Origin of the sequence: Arthrobacter pascens (assembly GCF_030815585.1) — a bacterium.
GTDB lineage: Bacteria > Actinomycetota > Actinomycetes > Actinomycetales > Micrococcaceae > Arthrobacter > Arthrobacter pascens_A.
This window is the reverse complement of record NZ_JAUSWY010000001.1, coordinates 1,981,501-2,000,036: the sequence shown is the minus strand read 5'-3', so window position 1 is coordinate 2,000,036 and position 18,536 is coordinate 1,981,501. Positions and strand designations below refer to the sequence as shown.

The 18,536-nt window shown below is 64.6% G+C and carries 15 protein-coding genes; 9 read left to right on the top strand and 6 right to left on the bottom strand.

Going from position 1 to position 18,536, the window contains the following annotated elements; all coding sequences use genetic code 11:
- Positions 1-12 precede the first annotated feature (12 nt).
- Positions 13-1,551: an o-succinylbenzoate--CoA ligase gene (gene menE / locus QFZ30_RS09350; RefSeq protein WP_307075540.1), complete on the top strand. Its 1,539-nt coding sequence runs from the start codon at positions 13-15 to the stop codon at positions 1,549-1,551.
- Between the two features lie 33 nt (positions 1,552-1,584).
- Here the strand turns inward: menE and QFZ30_RS09345 are convergent, their stop codons facing one another.
- Positions 1,585-2,172, bottom strand: coding sequence for a PadR family transcriptional regulator (locus QFZ30_RS09345; RefSeq protein ID WP_307075538.1), 588 nt, complete (start codon positions 2,170-2,172; stop codon positions 1,585-1,587).
- Between the two features lie 172 nt (positions 2,173-2,344).
- Here QFZ30_RS09345 and QFZ30_RS09340 point away from each other — a divergent pair, with 172 nt between their 5' ends.
- Together QFZ30_RS09340 and QFZ30_RS09335 are read left to right on the top strand one after the other, a co-directional pair.
- Positions 2,345-3,439, top strand: coding sequence for an aromatic ring-hydroxylating dioxygenase subunit alpha (locus QFZ30_RS09340; RefSeq protein WP_307075537.1), 1,095 nt, complete (start codon positions 2,345-2,347; stop codon positions 3,437-3,439).
- Between the two features lie 40 nt (positions 3,440-3,479).
- On the top strand, positions 3,480-4,490 hold the full coding sequence (locus tag QFZ30_RS09335) for a PDR/VanB family oxidoreductase (protein WP_307075535.1): 1,011 nt from the start codon (positions 3,480-3,482) through the stop codon (positions 4,488-4,490).
- Positions 4,491-4,516: 26 nt separating this feature from the next.
- Here QFZ30_RS09335 and QFZ30_RS09330 read toward each other — a convergent pair whose 3' ends face one another.
- Positions 4,517-5,572 carry a LacI family DNA-binding transcriptional regulator gene (locus QFZ30_RS09330; protein WP_307075533.1) on the bottom strand — a complete coding sequence of 352 codons (1,056 nt, stop codon included), beginning with the start codon at positions 5,570-5,572 and terminating at the stop codon, positions 4,517-4,519.
- A 164-nt stretch (positions 5,573-5,736) separates the two neighbouring features.
- On the opposite strand from QFZ30_RS09330, the gene QFZ30_RS09325 reads away from it, so the two are divergent.
- Both QFZ30_RS09325 and QFZ30_RS09320 read left to right on the top strand, forming a co-directional pair.
- The gene (locus QFZ30_RS09325) at positions 5,737-6,672 is read left to right on the top strand and encodes a dihydrodipicolinate synthase family protein (RefSeq protein ID WP_307075531.1); all 936 of its coding nucleotides are present in this window, start codon (positions 5,737-5,739) and stop codon (positions 6,670-6,672) included.
- Between the two features lie 135 nt (positions 6,673-6,807).
- A complete protein-coding gene (locus QFZ30_RS09320; protein WP_307075529.1) occupies positions 6,808-8,106 on the top strand; it encodes an Nramp family divalent metal transporter in 1,299 nt (432 codons plus the stop codon).
- Between the two features lie 106 nt (positions 8,107-8,212).
- Here the strand turns inward: QFZ30_RS09320 and QFZ30_RS09315 are convergent, their stop codons facing one another.
- Positions 8,213-8,473 (bottom strand): hypothetical protein, encoded by a 261-nt coding sequence (locus tag QFZ30_RS09315; RefSeq protein WP_307080180.1) that lies wholly within the window; start codon positions 8,471-8,473, stop codon positions 8,213-8,215.
- Positions 8,474-8,628: 155 nt separating this feature from the next.
- On the opposite strand from QFZ30_RS09315, the gene hrpB reads away from it, so the two are divergent.
- From hrpB to QFZ30_RS09300, 3 genes are all read left to right on the top strand, one after another.
- Positions 8,629-11,244 carry an ATP-dependent helicase HrpB gene (hrpB, locus tag QFZ30_RS09310; protein WP_307080178.1) on the top strand — a complete coding sequence of 872 codons (2,616 nt, stop codon included), beginning with the start codon at positions 8,629-8,631 and terminating at the stop codon, positions 11,242-11,244.
- Between the two features lie 151 nt (positions 11,245-11,395).
- Entirely contained in the window at positions 11,396-11,539 is a 144-nt protein-coding gene (locus QFZ30_RS09305; protein ID WP_307080431.1) for a hypothetical protein, read from the top strand.
- Positions 11,540-11,692: 153 nt separating this feature from the next.
- Positions 11,693-13,855 (top strand): elongation factor G-like protein EF-G2, encoded by a 2,163-nt coding sequence (locus tag QFZ30_RS09300; protein WP_307075527.1) that lies wholly within the window; start codon positions 11,693-11,695, stop codon positions 13,853-13,855.
- 26 nt (positions 13,856-13,881) lie between these two features.
- On the opposite strand, the gene QFZ30_RS09295 is transcribed toward QFZ30_RS09300, so the two are convergent.
- Positions 13,882-14,547, bottom strand: a complete 666-nt coding sequence (locus QFZ30_RS09295) for an alpha/beta hydrolase family protein (RefSeq protein WP_307075525.1) — start codon at positions 14,545-14,547, stop codon at positions 13,882-13,884.
- Between the two features lie 110 nt (positions 14,548-14,657).
- On the opposite strand from QFZ30_RS09295, the gene ligD reads away from it, so the two are divergent.
- Positions 14,658-15,680: a non-homologous end-joining DNA ligase gene (ligD, locus tag QFZ30_RS09290; RefSeq protein WP_307075523.1), complete on the top strand. Its 1,023-nt coding sequence runs from the start codon at positions 14,658-14,660 to the stop codon at positions 15,678-15,680.
- 6 nt (positions 15,681-15,686) lie between these two features.
- Here ligD and QFZ30_RS09285 read toward each other — a convergent pair whose 3' ends face one another.
- Together QFZ30_RS09285 and QFZ30_RS09280 are read right to left on the bottom strand one after the other, a co-directional pair.
- The gene (locus QFZ30_RS09285; protein ID WP_307075521.1) at positions 15,687-16,307 is read right to left on the bottom strand and encodes an L-threonylcarbamoyladenylate synthase; all 621 of its coding nucleotides are present in this window, start codon (positions 16,305-16,307) and stop codon (positions 15,687-15,689) included.
- Between the two features lie 223 nt (positions 16,308-16,530).
- Complete coding sequence (locus QFZ30_RS09280; RefSeq protein ID WP_307075519.1) at positions 16,531-18,345, bottom strand: AfsR/SARP family transcriptional regulator; 1,815 nt, start codon at positions 18,343-18,345, stop codon at positions 16,531-16,533.
- Positions 18,346-18,536 lie beyond the last annotated feature (191 nt).

Sequence of the window (18,536 nt, the reverse complement as noted above, 5' to 3'; positions counted from 1 at the left end):
GGTTCCGGCTACATGTACAACCAGGGAGTGGGCTCGTGGCTGCAGCGTCGCAGGGCGAAATCCGCCAGCAGGACTGCACTGATCTACCGCGACAACCCCGTCAGGTACGGCGAACTGGCCGACCGCGTGGACAGGCTCGCGAATACCCTGCGCGAGCGCGGGGTCCGGGAAGGGGACCGGATAGCCTACTTGGGCGAAAACCATCCCTCCTTCCTGGAGACGTTCTTCGCGGCCGGGACGCTCGGCGCGATCTTTGTTCCGCTCAACACCCGCCTGGCCCCGCCGGAAATCCAGTTTGCCCTGCAGGACTCGGGATCCGTCGTCCTCGTCAACGCAGAGGCCCTGGACGGACTGGCCGTCTCGGGCTCACGGGACACAGATGTCCTGCAGCGCCTCGTGGTCCGTGAGTCAAGCTCCGCGGAGGTATCTGACCGCGGCGAGGACTACGCTGCCGCATTGGCCGCCGCCCCGGCTGGGCGCATCGACGTCCGGGTCGCGCTCGACGACCCAGCCATCATCCTCTACACCTCCGGCACCACCGGACGGCCCAAGGGCGCAGTGCTGACGCACGGCAACATCACCTGGAACTCCTACAACGTGCTGGTGGACTACGACGTGGCCAGCACCGACGTGGCATTGGTGATCTCACCCATGTTCCACGTAGCATCGCTCGGCATGGGCGTTCTGCCCGTGCTGCTGAAGGGCGGCACGCTGCTGCTGGAAGCGGGCTTCGTTCCAGGCCGGGCCTTGTCCCTGATCGAGAAGTACCGTGCCACCATGATCAGCGGCGTCCCCACCACGTACCAGATGCTGGCGGAACACGACGCCTGGGCTTCCACGGACCTCAGTTCGCTGAAGAAGATCACCTGCGGCGGATCTGCTGTGCCCGTCCGCGTCATGGAAGCCTATGAGAGCCGAGGGCTGTCCTTTTCCGGAGGCTATGGCATGACCGAAACCGCGCCGGGAGCCACCAGCCTGCAGCCGGACCGGAGCCGGGACAAGATGGGCTCGGTGGGCCTGCCACACTTCTTCACCGATGTGCGCATTGTGGACCCGCTCGGCGTTGTCCAGGCGCCCGGGGCCGTGGGCGAAATCCAGATCAAGGGCCCCAACGTCATCCGCGAATACTGGAACCGTCCTGACGCCACGGCGGGCAGCTTCGCCGACGGCGAATGGTTCCGTTCCGGCGACATCGGCTACGCCGACGAGGAAGGGTTCATATACATCGCCGACCGGCTCAAGGACATGATCATCTCTGGAGGCGAGAACATTTACCCGGCCGAGGTGGAGCAACTCATCATTGAGCTTGAAGCCGTGGCAAGTGTGGCCGTCATCGGGGTTCCCGACGAAAAATGGGGAGAGGTGCCGCGGGCGATCATCACCGTCCGCGGCGGTCATGCCGTTACGGAGGCAGAAGTCCGTGCCCACCTCGAGGGCCGGCTGGCGCGGTACAAAATCCCCAAGTCCGTGGTGATTGTGGACGAAATGCCGCGGACCGCCAGCGGCAAGATCCGCAAAGCCGAGCTGCGGCAGATGTACGCGGGGGAGTAGATGTACGCGGGGCCAGGCAAGCCGCCGCCGCGGTCAGGACTCGTCGTCGAGAAGATCTATGAGCTCCAGGCCGCGGCGGGCCCAGTCGATTTCCGTCTCGGCACGGGCAATGAGCCCCTCGTACGTGAAGATCTTGAACTGCGTTGTGCGCCGGCGATCGGCGTCCGGCGTCACTTCGAGGCGTTTCCTCAGCATGACGTTTGTTCCGCTCTGGAGTTCCCCGATCATGTTTTCCCACTGCTCCCGGCGCAGCTGATGGTAGGCGATATGGGCCTTCATCTGCTCGCGTGCTGATTCCGGCGCGGCCCATTCGAGGTACGCCGCCTTCAGGTGCACAGGATCTCGCTCCCTCGAGTACTCCAATGTGGTGTTCATCCACTCCCGGAAAGCCGCAGTTCCCGCCGCCGTGATCCGGTATCGGGTCTTGGTGCTCCGCGGACCCCACGGGACCTCTTCACCTGTGAGAAGTCCATCCTTCTCCATGCGACGGAGTTCAGGGTAGATCTGCGAGTCGGGCGCGTGCCAGACATACGCCACCGAGGACTCAAACCGTTTGGACAGGTCGTACCCGGTCATGGGCTCCACCGTAAGCAGTGCCAATAAAGCGTAGCGAAGACTCATGCAGGCCTCTTTCCCTGGTCCCTTGCAAATAACTATATCCATAGATAGTCTGTGATGCAGCGCACTAACTATGGGGATAGGTATTTGTCCCCGGTCTGTTTCACCTGCTTTTTGGAAACCATCCCCACGCCGTCATTGAGGACGCCGTCCGGGAGGACGGGAAGGATTCACCGTGACAGCTGTCCGGACTCAGAGCTCCACCACCAATAAGGTCCTTGGCTACCCCTTGGACGTCTGGTACGTCGCAGCGTGGGACAAGGAAGTGACACGCAAACCGATGGCCCGCAAGGTGGCAGGCCGCCCCCTGGCGCTGTATCGCACTGAAGACGGCAAAGCCGTGGCCCTCGCCGATGCGTGCTGGCACAGGCTGGCACCGCTGTCTATGGGCAAGACCCTCGGCAAGGACCAGATCCAGTGCCCGTACCACGGCATCGTCTACAACTCCGCCGGACGCTGCGTATCAATGCCTGCCCAGGAGACCGTGAACCCCAGCGCTACCGTGCCGTCTTTCCCGGTGGTGGAGCGTTACCGCTACGTCTGGGTGTGGCTCGGCGACCCCACCAAAGCTGACCCTGGACTCGTTCCGGACATGCACCAGCTGGACTCCCCGGAATGGGCCGGCGACGGCGAAACGATCTACGCGCCCTGCAACTTCCAGCTGGTTCTGGATAACCTCATGGATCTGACGCACGAGGAATTTATCCACTCCTCCTCGATCGGTCAGGAAGAACTGAGCGAATCCGACTTTGTGGTCACCCACGACGATGACACCGTGACTGTGGCGCGCTGGATGTTCAACATTGATGCTCCGCCTTTCTGGCTCAAGAACATGAGGGACAAGTTCCCGGGTTTCGAGGGCAAGGTGGACCGCTGGCAGATCATCACCTTCCGTTCCCCCTCCGTCATCAACATTGATGTGGGGGTGGCCAAAGCCGGCACGGGTGCCTTCGAGGGCAACCGAAGCCAGGGCGTCAACGGCTTCGTCATGAACGCCATCACGCCCGAAAGTGACAAGACCTGCCACTATTTCTGGGCTTTCATGCGCAACTACCGCCTGGACAGCCAGCTCATCACCACCCAGCTGCGCAACGGCGTGCACGGCGTCTTCGGCGAGGACGAGGCCATGCTTAGCGCACAACAGGCGGCGATCGACGCCAACCCGGACTACGAGTTCTACAACCTGAACATCGATGCCGGCGGCATGTGGGTCCGGCGCCTCATCGAACGCCAGCTCGAAGCCGAAGGCCGCCTGGTTCCCGTCGCCTAGGGGCGCAGGCAGGCAGCTACGAGACAGGTGTGAAATAGCCATGGCAGCATCCAACATTGAGATCTGGCAACTGGGAACAGTTGTTGAGGCAACCAACATCGCCACCGACATCCAGCGCGTAGTGCTGGAACCGTCCAAGCCCAGGAAAGCCGAGCCGGGCTCGCATATCGACGTGATGGTCCGGATTGACGGGCACCAGGAGAGGCGCTCCTACTCGGTTGTCGAGTCCAGCGACGACGGCATGCGGCTGGTCATCAGCGTCCTGAAGGCGCCGGTCTCGCGCGGCGGTTCCGTGTTTGTCCATTCATTGAAGCCGGGCGACGAACTCGAAATGACCCAGCCCCTCCAGAACTTCCCGCTTCGAGTCGGTGCGGAGCGGTACATCCTGCTGGCCGGCGGCATTGGCATTACCGCCATGATCAACATGGCCAGGGTCCTGAAGAACCTCAGGGCCGAGTACACGTTCGTCTACGCCGGCCGCAGCCGCACAGCCATGGCCTACCTGCCGGAGCTGCAGGAGATCCATGGCGGGAACCTGGTGGTCCATGTCGACGACGAAGGTACGTCCTTGGACGTCAACACCTTGGTAGCCCAGGCAACCGAGGGCACCGAACTGTACATGTGCGGCCCCATCCGCCTCATGGATGCTGTCCGCCGGGTGTGGACAGAGCGCGAGTTGAGCTTCCCCAACCTTCGCTACGAAACCTTCGGCAACAGTGGCTGGTACGACCCCGAAGAGTTTGTCGTCAGGGTCCCCGGCCTGAATCTTGAAGTGAAAGTCGGCCAGGGCAGGTCCATGCTGGAAGCACTCGAAGACGCCGGCGCCGACATGATGTTCGACTGCCGCAAAGGCGAATGCGGCCTCTGCGAAGTTCGGATCCTCCAGCTCGAAGGCAGCGTTGACCACCGCGACGTGTTTTACAGCACCCGCCAGAAGAGTGCCGCGGAAAGAATGACGTGCTGCGTCTCGCGGGCAGTCACCTCGAAGTCAGGGCTGATGGCTGACACGGCTGCCAACGGCCCGGCAGTGGTCACCATCGAAGTGTCCTGACAGTAAGCGGATGAACCCGTTGCGGGTTACGCCGACGCTGCCGAGCCACGATCCTGAGTCGTTGCCTGTCTGGGGGACCCACTCGATTCGCGGGGGATGAGCGTCGGCATGGATTTCCGAATGGTTGGTTCCTTGCCCGGGTTCACGATGAGATCGATCGCTGTAGCGGCAATCTGGTCGAGAGGCACCCGCACCGAGGACAGTGGAGTGGCGAGCCGCGATGAGAGCGGGATGTCGTTGTAACCGACCAGGGCCAAGTCGCCGCCGACGGTGATCTGGAAGCGATGGGCAGCTGCGATGATTCCCATGGCCAGGTTGTCGTTGGCGGCGAAGATGGCTGTGGGGCGTCTTTCGCCGCTTTTGCCCAGCAGGGCTTCCCCCGCGGAGAACCCGTTTTCGATACCGTAGCCGGCGGCCAATTGCCACTTTTCCGGCGGCTTGGTATCCGCTTCCTCCAGCGCTCTACGGGCTCCGGTGAGGCGGGCGATCCCCGTGGAGGTGAATGACGGGCCAGTGACGACAGCGATCTCGCGGTGGCCCAGGTCTATGAGGTGGCGTACGGCCAAGTAACCACCCACTTCGTCGTCTCCGAGCGCTGAGGGGCTCACCCCGTCGGTGCGCAGCACCAGGGCGTGCGCTACGCCGCGTTCGCGCAGGCGGCGGGGCAATTCGTCGTCGAGGCGTGCCGTAGCCAGGATCAGCCCGTCCACATTGCGGTCGAGCAGGGTCTCAGCGGCACGCCGTTCATCGTCGGGATCGTCCCCGCTGGTGGCAACCATGGCGAAGTAGCCGCGGGCGGAGGCGGCCTTTTCGAGTTCCTCGAACATCAGCGCCATCACCGTGTCACTGAGGCGGGGCACGAGCACACCGAGCGTCCGTGTTTCGCCGCGGCGCAGGCTCGATGCGAAAGAGTTCCGCCGGTAGCCCAGTTCCTCGGCCACCTTGCGGACATGCGCCGCAGCCGCGGAGCGTGAGGCCGTGCCTCGTTCGTCCAGGGCGCGGCTGGCTGTGGAAAGACTCACGCCGCTGGCGGCAGCAACATCCCTCAGTGTGACGATCGTGCCGGGGGCAGCCGGTTCCATGCGTGTTCTCCTGTTCGCGATTGTCCTAGAAGACACTCTATTTCCTCCTTCGTCTGCAACAGGCCCTTGACAGTGAGCTGGAACACGTCGCACAATGAAAACGTTCCCGCAAACGTTTTCATCTTATCGCGGGAGGAACGACCAACACGACAGAGGAAGCTCTCATGACCATCGATCTCCGCGGGCTCGTTCCCGCTCCTGTAACCCCGTTCAACCGCGACGGCAGCGTTGACGTCGACGCTATCCACCGTCTCGGCGGATGGCTGGCCAGCGTTGACGGGGTCAAGGGCCTTGTTGTCCTTGGCCACGCCGGCGAAGGAACCTTCCTGACCCAGGACGAGCAGGCACTCGTCATCCGCGAGTTCAAAAACGCTGTCAATGGCGAAATCCCGATCATCGCCGGCATCACGGGGGAGGGCAACACCGTCGCTGCCCTCGAAGCCAAGCGGGCCGTCGACGCCGGTGCAGCCGCCGGCCTGGTCTACCCGTCACACGGCTGGCTCCGCTTCGGATACCAGCAGGGCGCGCCGCAGACCCGGTACAAGGAAATCTACGAAACGTCCGGGCTGCCGTTGATCCTCTTCCAGTACCCGGACGCCACGAAGGCCACCTATGACCTGGAAACCCAGCTCGAGATCGCCGGCATGGAAGGCGTGTTCGCCACCAAGAACGGCGTCCGGAACATGAAGCGCTGGGACACCGAGATCCCTGTCCTGCGCGCCACTTATCCGGACCTGCAGATCCTCACCTGCCACGACGAGTACCTGCTGCACACCATGTTCGACGTGGACGGCGCGCTGGTTGGTTACGGCGGTCTCGCCCCGGAACCGCTGGTGGAACTGATCGCTGCAGGCAAGGCGAAGGACTACGCCGCCGCCCGGGCAATCCACGACCGCCTTCTGCCCGTGACCAAGAACGTCTACCACCGCGGATCACACATGGAAGGCACCGTCGCACTCAAGGAAGGGCTTGTCGCCCGCGGCATTCTTGAGCACGCCACGGTCCGGCCGCCGCTGCTTCCCCTGGCACCCGGCGCCGGCGATGAAATCGCGCTGGCCCTCCGGTCCGCCAACCTCGGCAACGTCACTGTTCCTGCATAACGCCACCTGTATAAGGCCTCTGGCACCCCGTCGGATGGCGGACCAACTGTCCGCCATCCGGCGCCCCAACGTTCCACCCTCCACCATCGGTCAACGACGACCCCCAGCAACGCCGCTGGAGAAGGAGTACTCGCAATGAGCGAGCAGAATAGGACCATCCACACCCCGGACAATCAACGAGGTCAGATGGTCACGCACGAAGAAAACGCAGTTCCCGCCGCACCGGCCAAACGGAGGACCTTCCTTGGCTACCTCGCCCTGATGGGCCCGGCCTTCGTTGTGGGGGCCTGGCAGTTCGGTCCCGGGAACCTCACCACTGCCGTTCAGGCCGGCAGCCGCTTCGACTACACCCTTGTCTGGGTCATCGCCGTGTCCACCGTCCTCATGATTTTCTTCACCGACATGAGCGTCCGGCTGGGCATCGCGACGCCCACGTCGCTGATCACATCCATCAAGGAACACCTCGGCAAATGGATCGGCATCCTTGCAGGGTTCGGCGTCTTTGGAATCACGCTCATGTTCTCCGTCGGCAACGCCGTCGGATCAGGCCTGGGACTCTCACTGATTTTCGGCGGCTCCCCGGTCCTCTGGACCGTTGTCTGCACCGCCGCCGTCGGCTTCGTCCTGGCCTTCCGCAACGTTTACGGCATCGTGGAAAAGGCCCTGCTGGTCATCGTCGTCCTCATGGGCCTGGCTTTCATTGCCAGCACCGTGGTTGCCCAGCCCGACTGGTACCGGTCCATGGAAGGCATGGTTCCAAGTCTGCCGCCAGGAAGTGAAATCCTCATCGTCGCCCTGGTCGGCACCAACTTCTCCATCAACGCCGCCTTCTATACCTCCTACGGCATCAAGGAACACCGCCGCACCCGCGCCGACTACCGCGACATCACCCTCGTCGACACCATTCCCGGCATCGTCGCCCCCGGCATCATGACCGCCCTCGTCATCATGGTCGCCGCCGCCGTGCTCGGCAAAACCGGCGCCGAAGCAGGAACCATCAACGCCCTCGCCTCCGTGTTCGCGCCCCTTGCCGGGCCCGTAGGCTCCATGCTCTTCGCCCTGGGCCTCTCCGGTGCAGCGTTCTCCTCCATGATCGCCAACGCCACCGCCGGCGGCACCATGCTCTCCGACGCCCTTGGCCGCGGCGCCAAGGCTGGTTCGCCCACGGCGCGAATCGTCACCGGCATCATCCTGGCCTTCGGCCTGGTGATCACCATCTCGTTCCAGTCTTCACCCGTAGGCCTGATCGTCATCGCCCAGTCCCTGACAGTCCTCATTGCACCACTGCTGGGCGTCCTGCTCCTGACTATGAGCAACAAGGCAGCCGTGATGGGAAACCTCCGCAACCGGTGGTGGCAGAACCTCTTCGCCGCCGTCGGACTCGTAACTATCCTGGCATCGTCAGTGCGGCTTATCACCACACTGCTGGGCTGACTGCCTCATCCAAGACAGGATTGGAAGATGCCCCGCACGTTGAACTACGGGGCATCCAGGAGGGAGCCGCGGTGTTCCTCGGCGGGCAATCTTCGGAAGAAGTCCGTTACTGCCCCATCCCGGGGTGGACCCGCACAAACTCGATCCCAGGCTGGACCTTCTTCTTCGGCCCTCGGGCAAACCCCTTGGCATCGAGCTGATTCTCCGCCCGGTACACTGCCAAGGCTTCGTCGTAGATCGCATTGAGCCTGCGGCCGGAGAACTCTTCCTGTGAACCGTCGCTGAAGGTGATGGTCACTGCTGAACTGCCCGGAAAGTGCCGTTTCATGCGGATGAAGCCTTCGGCGTCCTGGTTGAGATGAATCAAGGTGGTTCCCGCTTTCATGATTGATGACCTCCAGTCTTCCCTATGTCCGATGGCCGGCGGACCGGCATCTGGTTTATGGGGACAATGGACAGGTGACGTCACCGAGCACCTCTCCAGACCCCGCGGCTGACCCGGCCAACGATGGGACCTTCAACATGGGTACGATCGGCGCAGGCCTGGCCTTTGCGGCTTCGCTCGGGGAGCTCACGGAGGCGCTGCGCAGGGGCGGCCCGGCCGCGACTGCAGTGGTGCAGGCACCTCCGGGTACGGGCAAAACAACGCTGGTACCGCCGCTTCTCGCCAACCTCGCGTCCGGGGCCGCCGGGACCAACGCCGGGCTGCGGATTGTGGTCACCCAGCCCCGGCGGGTGGCCGCCCGTGCGGCGGCCCGGCGCCTTGCCGCCCTCGACGGCAGCCGGCTGGGTGACCGCGTCGGCTACACGGTACGCGGGGAGCGGCAGGCGGGGCCAGGGACCCTGGTCGAGTTTGTCACCCCCGGAATCCTGCTCCGCCGACTGCTGGACGATCCCGGACTGGAGACCACCGGAGCGGTCATCCTCGACGAAGTCCACGAACGGGGCCTGGAGACTGACCTGCTGCTGGGCATGCTCACCGAGGTCCGCCAGCTCCGCGGCGATCTGACCCTCGTGGCCATGTCCGCGACCTTGGATGCGCCCCGGTTCGCCGCCCTGATCGGGGAAGCACAGATCGGGGATCACGACGGCGGCGGGCCGGCTCCCGTCGTCGACTGTCCGTCCGCGCTGTACCCCCTGGATGTTGAATGGGTACCGGCGGCGGTGCCGCGGCTGGATGGCCGGGGAGTGACACGGGCGTTCCTGGACCATGTGGCGGATACCGCTGCGGCGGCACATGGACACGCAGGTGTCGGTACCGACGCGCTGGTCTTCGTACCGGGGGCCTGGGAGGTGTCCCAGGTGGCTGCCCGCCTGCGCGGACGGGCTGCTCCCGGTACCGAGGTGCTGGAGCTGCATGGCCGGGTCAGCCCGTCGGAACAGGACCGCGCTGTTTCCGGACGCGGTCCGGGCGGACCCGCGCGGATCATCGTTTCCACGGACCTGGCCGAATCCTCCCTGACGGTTCCTGGCGTGCGGCTGGTCATCGACTCCGGGCTCACCCGGGAGCCGCGGCGTGACGCCAGCCGGGGCATGTCCGGCCTGGTGACGGTTTCGTGCTCCCGCGCATCCGCCGAACAGCGCGCGGGCCGGGCGGCGCGGCAGGGCCCCGGGCGGGCAGTCCGCTGCTACGACCAGAGGACGTTCGGCGCGGCCCCGGCGCACGTCACCGCGGAGATCACTGTGGCTGACCTGACGGGCACCGCCCTGGTCCTGGCCTGCTGGGGATCGCCCGGCGGCCGGGGACTGGCACTTCCGGACGCTCCGCCGAAGGCCACGATGGATGAGGCCGTTGAGGTGTTGCGGGAACTGGGCGCCGTGGACCGGGATGGACTCGCCACCGGGCTTGGCAGGACCCTGTCCAGGGTCCCTGCGGACCCGCGGCTGGCCCGTGCCCTGTTGGACGGCGCAGCAGCCGTGGGCCACCGGGCAGCGGCAGAGGCCGTCGCTCTGGTGGCGGGTGACCAGCCTGCCCCGGGCGCCGATCTAACCAGGCTCTTGGCCACCCTGCGGACAGGCAAGGACCCTGCTGCCCGGCGCTGGACGGAGGATGTCGGGCGGATGGAGACGGTCGCACGGAAAGAGAGCGCCGCCGTCGTCCCTTCCATCCTCACGGCGCCCGTGACCGGACCGGAAGCTGTCGGCGTCGTCGTCGCCCTGGCGTTCCCGGACCGGGTGGCGCGGCGAGTCCCGGGGGAGGGGCCGGAGCGTTACCTGTTGTCCTCAGGTACGCGGGCCGGGCTGCCGGCGGGCAGCCCGCTGTCCGGGCATGAGTGGCTGGCCGTGGCGGAGGTATCGCGCGCCGAAGGGCGGGACGCGGCCGGGACCGGCGCTGTCATCCGTTCCGCCGCCCCGATATCGGCGGACACCGCCGAAGCCGCCGGCCGGCATCTGCTGACTGACACCGTGCAAGCGCGGTTCAGCCAAGGCCGGGTCACGGCCCGGCGGGAACGCCGGCTGGGAGCGATCGGACTGTCCTCCACCCCGGTCCGGCCCTCTGCGGCGGAGGGACGCGCAGCAGTGGCCACTGCCCTGGGGAAGGAGGGGCTGGGGACCATCGGATGGTCGACGGCGGCCGACACCTTGCGCCGCCGGCTTGCCCTCCTGCGCCGCGAACTTGGCGATCCCTGGCCTGATGTGTCCGAGCCTGCGCTGCTTGCCCGGCTGGACACGTGGCTGGGGCCGGAGCTCGAGGCGCTGGCCGGCGGTGCCTCGACCGGCGGTATCGACCTCACGGATCCGTTGCGCCGGCTGCTGCCGTGGCCCGCCGCCGCCAGGCTGGCGGAGCTGGTACCCGAGTGGCTTGAGGTGCCCAGCGGTTCGCGGGTACGGATTGACTACCCTGAAGTGCCGGACCAAGCATCGGACGACGGCGGCAGGCCGGTGGTGGCAGTCAAGCTTCAGGAGTGTTTCGGCTGGACAGACACGCCCCGGCTGGTGGATGGAAGGGTGCCGGTGCTGTTCCACTTGCTCTCGCCTGCGCGACGGCCGCTGGCGGTAACGGATGACCTGGCATCATTTTGGTCCGGACCGTACGCGCAGGTCCGGGCCGAGATGAGGGGCCGTTATCCCAAACATCCGTGGCCCGAGGATCCGTGGACAGCGTCTGCGACGGCACGGACCAAAGGACGGAAGTGACTCCGCAGCACATCGCCGAAAAGGCCGCGTGAGAACTCCGATACACAGATGAAACGTTGCGTCGACGTGTTGAAACATGCCCCGGCTAGGCTCGTTGTTACTTGGACAGCGTGGTCCACATAAGACATGGAAGGACGCAATGATGTTGCTTTTGACTAGCCTTAACCTGTTGCTTGATGCCCGCCGGAATGACGACAACAATTCGCACAGCGGCGGGAACGGCAAGACCGAGTTCCCCAATGGCCAGCTGACCTCCACCGCTTGGGAAGGCTGGTGGCACGACGACGCCGCCTAGCTGACAGCGTCTGCCTCCACCCCCGCTGACTCACGGCGGCCGCCGGTTTCACGATGGCACCGCTCTTCCTCTTGCTGTTCAGTCACTTCAGGGTGTCGAATCGTCTTACCAAGGCCGCGTGGCGGCTGACGACTAGGACGCCAGGAGACAGTCATGTCGGTGAAAGGCACAAATGGCCGGGGCAAGGTCCCCGGCCGCGGCGGTTCTGATCTCCGGCGGGCCGATGCATCCGCAGGGCTCCAGGCCGATGCACCGGAGAAGGTCCGCAACGTTGCGCTAGTAGGCCACTCGGGCGTGGGAAAGACCATGCTGGTCGAAGCCTTGCTGGCCGCCACCGGTGTCATATCCCGGATGGGCTCCATTGCGGACGGCAATACGGTCAGCGACGCGGAACCCTCCGAAATCCACCAGCAGCGCTCAGTGGTGCTGTCGGTTGCGCCGCTGGTTTTCGACGGCATCAAGGTGAACCTGCTCGACACGCCGGGCTACGCAGATTTCACCGGCGAGCTGCGGGCCGGACTGCGGGCGGCGGACGCGGCGCTCTTCGTGGTGTCCGCCCTGGACGACATCGATGCGGCAACCACAGCGCTGTGGGCCGAATGCGACCAGGTCGGAGTGCCGCGGGCGGTGGTGATCAGCCGGCTCGACCATCCGCGCGCGAATTTTGAAGCGACGGTCGCCGCATGCCAGCGGGCTTTCGGTGACCTGGTGGTGCCGGCGCATCTTCCGGTGCGGACAGGGGCGGCCATCACCGGGTTGCTGGGCCTGCTCTCCGGGACGGTTTCAGAATACGACGCCGCCGACGCGGCGCCGGCCGTGCGGGAAGCGAACACAGAGGAGCTGGCTTCGTCGGAGGCCGCACGCGGAGTGCTCATCGAAGGGATCATTTCAGAGAGCGAAGACGAGACGCTGATGGACCGCTATCTGGGTGGCGAGGAGATCGACGTCGATACCCTGACAAGCGACCTGGAGACCGCAGTTGCCCGCGGGTCGTTCTTTCCCGTGCTTGCCACGGCTGCGGAGACGGGACTGGGGATCACCGAGCTGCTGGAAATGCTGACCCGCGCGTTCCCGTCGCCGGTGGAACGTGACCTGCCGGCAGTGACGGACCTTGCGGGTACACCGGCCGGCCTGCTCGCGTGTGACCCGGCGGGACCGCTGGCCGGTGAAGTGGTACGCACCACCATCGACCCGTTCCTGGGCAGGGTCTGCCTGGTGCGCATCTTTTCCGGCACGCTGCGGCAGGAGTCGGCCGTGCACGTCGGCGGCCGCGGGCTGTCCGAGCGCGGCCACGAGGAACATGACAGCGACGAACGGGTCACCCACCTGTATTCACCCGTGGGTTCCAGCCTGAAGCCTGTGCCGTATTGCATCGCGGGGGACATCTGCGCGATTGCCAAGCTGGCCAATGCCGAGACCGGCGACACCGTTTCGGCCAAGGAGAACCCGCTGCTGGTGGAGTCGTGGGACATGCCCGAGCCGCTGATGCCTGTAGCCATTGAAGCGGCCTCGCGCAGTGACGAAGACGCCCTTGCCAAGAGCCTGGGGAAGGTGGCGGCCGGAGATCCGACGCTCCGGGTGGAACGCAACTCTGAAACCCACCAGCTGATTCTGTGGTGCATGGGGGAGGCCCACGGCGAGGTGGTGCTGGACCGGCTGCGGGACCAAGGGGTGAAACTGGCCACGGTTCCGGTAGTGACGCCGCTGCGGGAAACGTTCGCCGGACCTGCCACCGGCCACGGACGCCACGTCAAGCAATCCGGCGGCCACGGGCAGTACGCGATCTGCGATATCGAAGTCGAGCCGCTCGAGCGTGGTGCCGGGTTCGAGTTCGTCGACAAGACCGTCGGCGGGGTGGTTCCGGGCCATTACATCCCCTCTGTCGAGAAAGGCGTCCGGGCCCAGATGCAGAAGGGCGTCTCCGCGGGGTTCCCGGTAGTGGACATCCGCGTGACACTGGTGGGCGGCAAGGCACACAGCGTCGATTCGTCGGACGCCGCCTTCCAGGCCGCCGGGGCGCTGGCCCTGCGCGAGGCTGCCGCCGCCGGCCGCATCCAGCTGCTGGAACCCGTCTCGTCGGTGGCCATCACCACACCGGACGAGTACGTCGGTCCGGTGATGAGTGATTTGTCTTCCCGCCGCGGGCGTGTGACAGGAACGACGTCGGCAAGCGGGGAACGCACGGAAGTCGTCGCCGAAGTGCCCGACGGCGAACTGTTGCGTTACGCCATCCAGCTGCGTGCGCTCACCGCCGGAACCGGCCGCTTCCGGCGCAGCTACCTGCGCCATGAGCCGGTTCCGGCGAGCGCGTCTTAGGGTGCCGCCACTGTCTCAGGCCAGACTCAGCCGTTGGCGCGCATGAACGCCGCTACCGCTGGGGCCACCGAGGCGCCGACCTCTTCCGCGCTGCGCTTTCTCCCAGCGACGGCGAAGGAGTGGTCTCCGCCGTCGATCCATTCCAATACGGCGGCCGGACCGATCCGTGACACTACATCTTCAAGCAACGCGGGAGTCGCGAACGTATCCCGCGTCCCCTGCAGGAAAAGCATGGGAAGTTCCAGCCCGTAGAGGTGTTCATCGCGAAGTTTCTCCGGCTTGCCCGGCGGGTGCAGCGGATAGCCGAGGTACACGAGCCCCCGGGCGTCCATGCCTTCTGCTACGGCCATGGACGCCATGCGCCCACCGAAGGATTTGCCTGCAGCCCATACGGGCTCCCCGTCTGAGCGAGACCGGGCGACGTCCATGGCCACCCGCCACGCAGCGATGGCGGCCGGTGGACGGTCCGGGAACTTCCTGCCCGCTTCACGGTAGGGAAAGTTGAATCGCAGGGTGGCCACACCGTGGCCGTTAAGGGCTTGGGTGAAGCCACGCAGGAACGGGTGCTCCATTCCTGCGCCGGCACCATGGGCAACCACCAGCGTGGCGAATGGCTGTTCCGGGCGGGCATAGACGCCGGAAACGTCGGATTCACCGACGGCGATGCTGATGGCAGACTCTGGGACGGGCATGGATCAATCATGCCGGATTGCCATGCTCTGCTGTATCAGGCACTCCATTGTCGAACCTCTTTGCCGCGCGAATCTGTTTGCCACGGTGGTTGGGGGTGTAGCTTGTCCCCATGGCGAGCGAACAGACCACCATTACAGTCCAAGGCCCCAACGGGGAGCGCGAGATGCGCATTTCCAGTCCCAGCAGGGTCCTCTGGCCGGACCTTGGGCTGACCAAGCTGGACCTTGCCCGCTACGTGGCAGAAGTCGGGGACGCGTTCATTGCCGCCAACGGGGACAGGCCCGTCTCGCTGCAAAGATATTCGGACAACGTCGACGGTGAGATGTTCTTCTCCAAAAACCCGCCCAAGGGTACGCCCGAGTTCATCAGGTCCGTCAAAGTGATCTATCCCAGTGCGCGGTCGCATCCGCAACTGGTACTGGACGAACCCGCCGCGGCGGTGTGGGCGGTGCAGATGAACACCGTCGTGTTCCACCCGTGGCCCTCCCGCGCAGAGAACACCGACAATCCGGACCAGCTGCGCATCGACCTGGACCCGCAGCCAGGGACGGACTTCGATGACGCCGTTCCCGCAGCGCTCGGGCTGAAGGAGGTGCTGGCGGAGGCCGGCTTGACCTGCTTTATCAAGACCTCGGGAAACCGTGGGCTCCACGTCTATGCTCCCATCGAGCCGACGCATGAGTTCCTGGAGGTCCGCCACGCCGTAATCGCCGCCGCCCGGGAACTCGAACGGCGGATGCCTGACAAGGTCACCACTGCCTGGTGGAAGGAGGAACGGGGCCAGCGGGTGTTCCTGGACTTCAACCAGGCCAACCGCGACCGGACCATTGCCGGCGCCTACAGCCCGCGGGCCCTGGCCCACGCCCCCGTGTCATGCCCCATCACCTGGGATGAACTGGGCAGCGCGGACCCCAAGAACTTCACCATCCTCACCGTGCCCGAACGGCTGAAGACCGTTGGTGATCCGTGGGCTGACATGAACGCCAGTCCCGGCACCATCGATACTTTGCTGGGCTGGTGGGACCGCGACATCACCTCCGGGCTGGGCGAGCTGCCTTTCCCGCCCGACTATCCCAAGATGCCTGGCGAACCGCCCCGCGTGCAGCCCAGCCGGGCACGCAAACCGGACTAGACACGCTTACTCGAAGCGGGAAGGATCACCGGTGCCCCGCCGCGCCACTTCCGCCACGCCACTGGAGAAGTCAATCACGGTGGTGGGCTCGGCCCCGCAGTCACCGGAATCGATCACGGCGTCCACATCATGCTCCAGCCGCTCCTTGATTTCCCACCCGTGGGTGAGCGGATCCTCCTCGTCGGGAAGCAGCAGCGTGCTGGAGAGCAGCGGTTCACCCAGCTCCGCCAGCAGGGCCTGGACCACGCGGTTATCCGGGATGCGGACGCCCACCGTTTTTTTCTTCGGATGGAGGAGCCGGCGCGGGACCTCCTTGGTGGCCGGCAGGATGAACGTGTAGCTGCCCGGCGTGACCGACTTGATGCTGCGGAAGACATCATTGCCGATGTTCACGAACTGCCCCAACTGGGCGAAGTCCTTGCAGACAAGGGTGAAGTGGTGCTTGTTGTCCAATTTGCGGATGGTCCGGATCCGGTCCAGCGCGTCCCTGTTGCCCAACTGGGCCCCGAGGGCATAGCAGGAGTCCGTGGGGTAGGCGATCAGCCCGCCGTCGAGCACAATGCTGACAGCCTGCGTGATGGCGCGCGGCTGCGGGTCTTGGGGATGAACGTCGAAGTATCTGGCCATGCCCACGAGCCTACGGCCCGGCAGGGAATAGTGCACCCAAGGTGGCAGGGCGGTTTCTAACCAACGGTACAACAGTCAGTATTTCGACCCTAAAAGCGAGTTGGAAGCATTCAGGGCGCTCCGCAACTTCGTCGACCGCTCCTACGAGAGCAATGAGACATCGATTGAAAACTACGGGAGTTTGCTGGCGATGAAAGCCAAGGGCATTCTCCCCGGCTTTCTTCTAAAGCTGCGCCCTACCCGCAAGAAATGTATTTAACGCGGGGTTGTCTATGTCCTTTGCCAACCACGGGAGTGCGGACGCCGCGGACGTATCACCGAGGAGGGCACGGTGCGATTGTGCTCTTGCCGTGAGTTCCCGCAGCCCGCTGCTGCTGGCCAGTTTGTGGAGCCGACCGGCGAATTCGTCGGCTTTCGGAGAGCCGACTTCAATGGCGATTTCGGATGCCGTATCAAGCAGCCTTGCTGTGTACCACAAGTACCAGGGTTTGATTTCGAGTCCACGCTGGATCCACCGGACTGCGCCGTCGAGGTCTCGGCGTCCCATGCATAGGCGCGCCTGGTTGCTGGCAGCCATGACCTGGAAGCAGTGGTCCCCGCCCTGTTCTGCCAGTACCCAGGCATGATCGATGAGGGGATTCGCTTTTTCCGGTTGATTTTCGGCGAGGTACGTTTCGCCCAGCAGCCCCTCTACGAAGGGGCGGAAAGCTGTCCATCGTTCCAATGTGATGAAATCGAGAGATCGGTGCAAGGGCCCCGCAGCCCCGCGAAGATCTCCTCGGAGTAGATGCACGCGCCCGATCATGGCCAAACTGAAGCCCTGCTGGCGCCGACTGCCTGTTTTCGCAGCCAGCGCCTCGGACTCGGTAAGGGACATGAGCGCCCGCTCATAGTGGGCGGTGTCCGACTCCATCATGCCTCGAACACCAAGGATCTTGGCCTCTTCCTCAACCGATCCATCGGCGGCATTCATTGCCTCATCAAGCCATCGTGCAGCATTGTCGGGGATGCCGCGCTGCACCGAAAGAAATCCAAGCTCACGGTAAGCAGCTGCGTTTATTCGGGATCCACCAGCACGGCTTCCGGCAACAATCGCCCGGTGCAGGAGATCTGCCACTTCAGCGCCTCGACCACCTGCCTGATGAATCAGGGCCCCGGCCAGCGCGACCAGCGACTCAGCCTGCAAACCGTGGTCCGCATTGCGTCCAGACAATTCGGTCGCTAGCCTCAGTTGATCCAAAGCCCTGTCCACAGCACCCGACGAGAGGGAAGAACTTGCAGCATCAAGATAGGACCGCACGGCAGCTTCTGTAGGAAGGACGTCCTCAGTGATGGACGGCGCCGAATCGTAAAGGGCGGCCCGGATCTCCTTCGGTAAACCGAGGCCCAACTCTTTGTGGAACAGTTCGCGGCAGCGGCTAACCTGTTCGCGTGCCCACCGATGCTGACCTGACGAAATAAGCGACTTCACCAGAACCACCTGGCAGTCCGTATTGTACGGATCCCGCTCCACAGCACGGGACGCCAGCTCGGCGGCCTCGTTGGGAGCCCCACCGGCCAGGGCTGCCAGAGCCCGCTCATATAAGAGAGCCTGCACGCAGTTCTCGATCCTGTGCCGCTCGACTTCAAGCCAAGCATCGAAAGCCGGACAATCGGCAAAAGATAAACCTTCCAGCAACTCACCCTCAGGCAGTATCCGGTCCGACTCGAGGGGTTTCCTTGATTCCAGGACAACACGAACGTCACAACGGCAATCTGGTGACAAGATCAGCCGTATGGGGTCGCCGGAGAGGGAGACATCGTCCCCAAGGGAGCGCCTGACTTGAGACAGATTCCACCGCAGTGCCCCCAATGGATCCTCGGCATCAGGGAAGAGCAGGGCAGCAAGACGATGTCTGCTTGTCCCGCCGCGCTCAAGGGTCAGGTACGCCAGCAAGCCCCAGGCCTTACGGCCCCGGAGTTGTTGGGCCTCGCTGTCCATTCGTGCGATCGACGGTGATCCAATGAGCCGAATCACTAAGCCGGGCATGGCAGCCATGGTACATCTCCGAGCTCTTCAAAAGCGGAAACCCTAGGCACAGATCCCTCACTGCAACGAGATGGCTGGCAGCTGCGAGGCCTTCGCCGAAAGCCAGGAATCATCGCGAACCCTTCAGTAACCGAATTGGATTCGCATAGTCAACCAACGCCCATGTGACCGTCCGCGCCGTTTGAACACCCTTCTCTCAG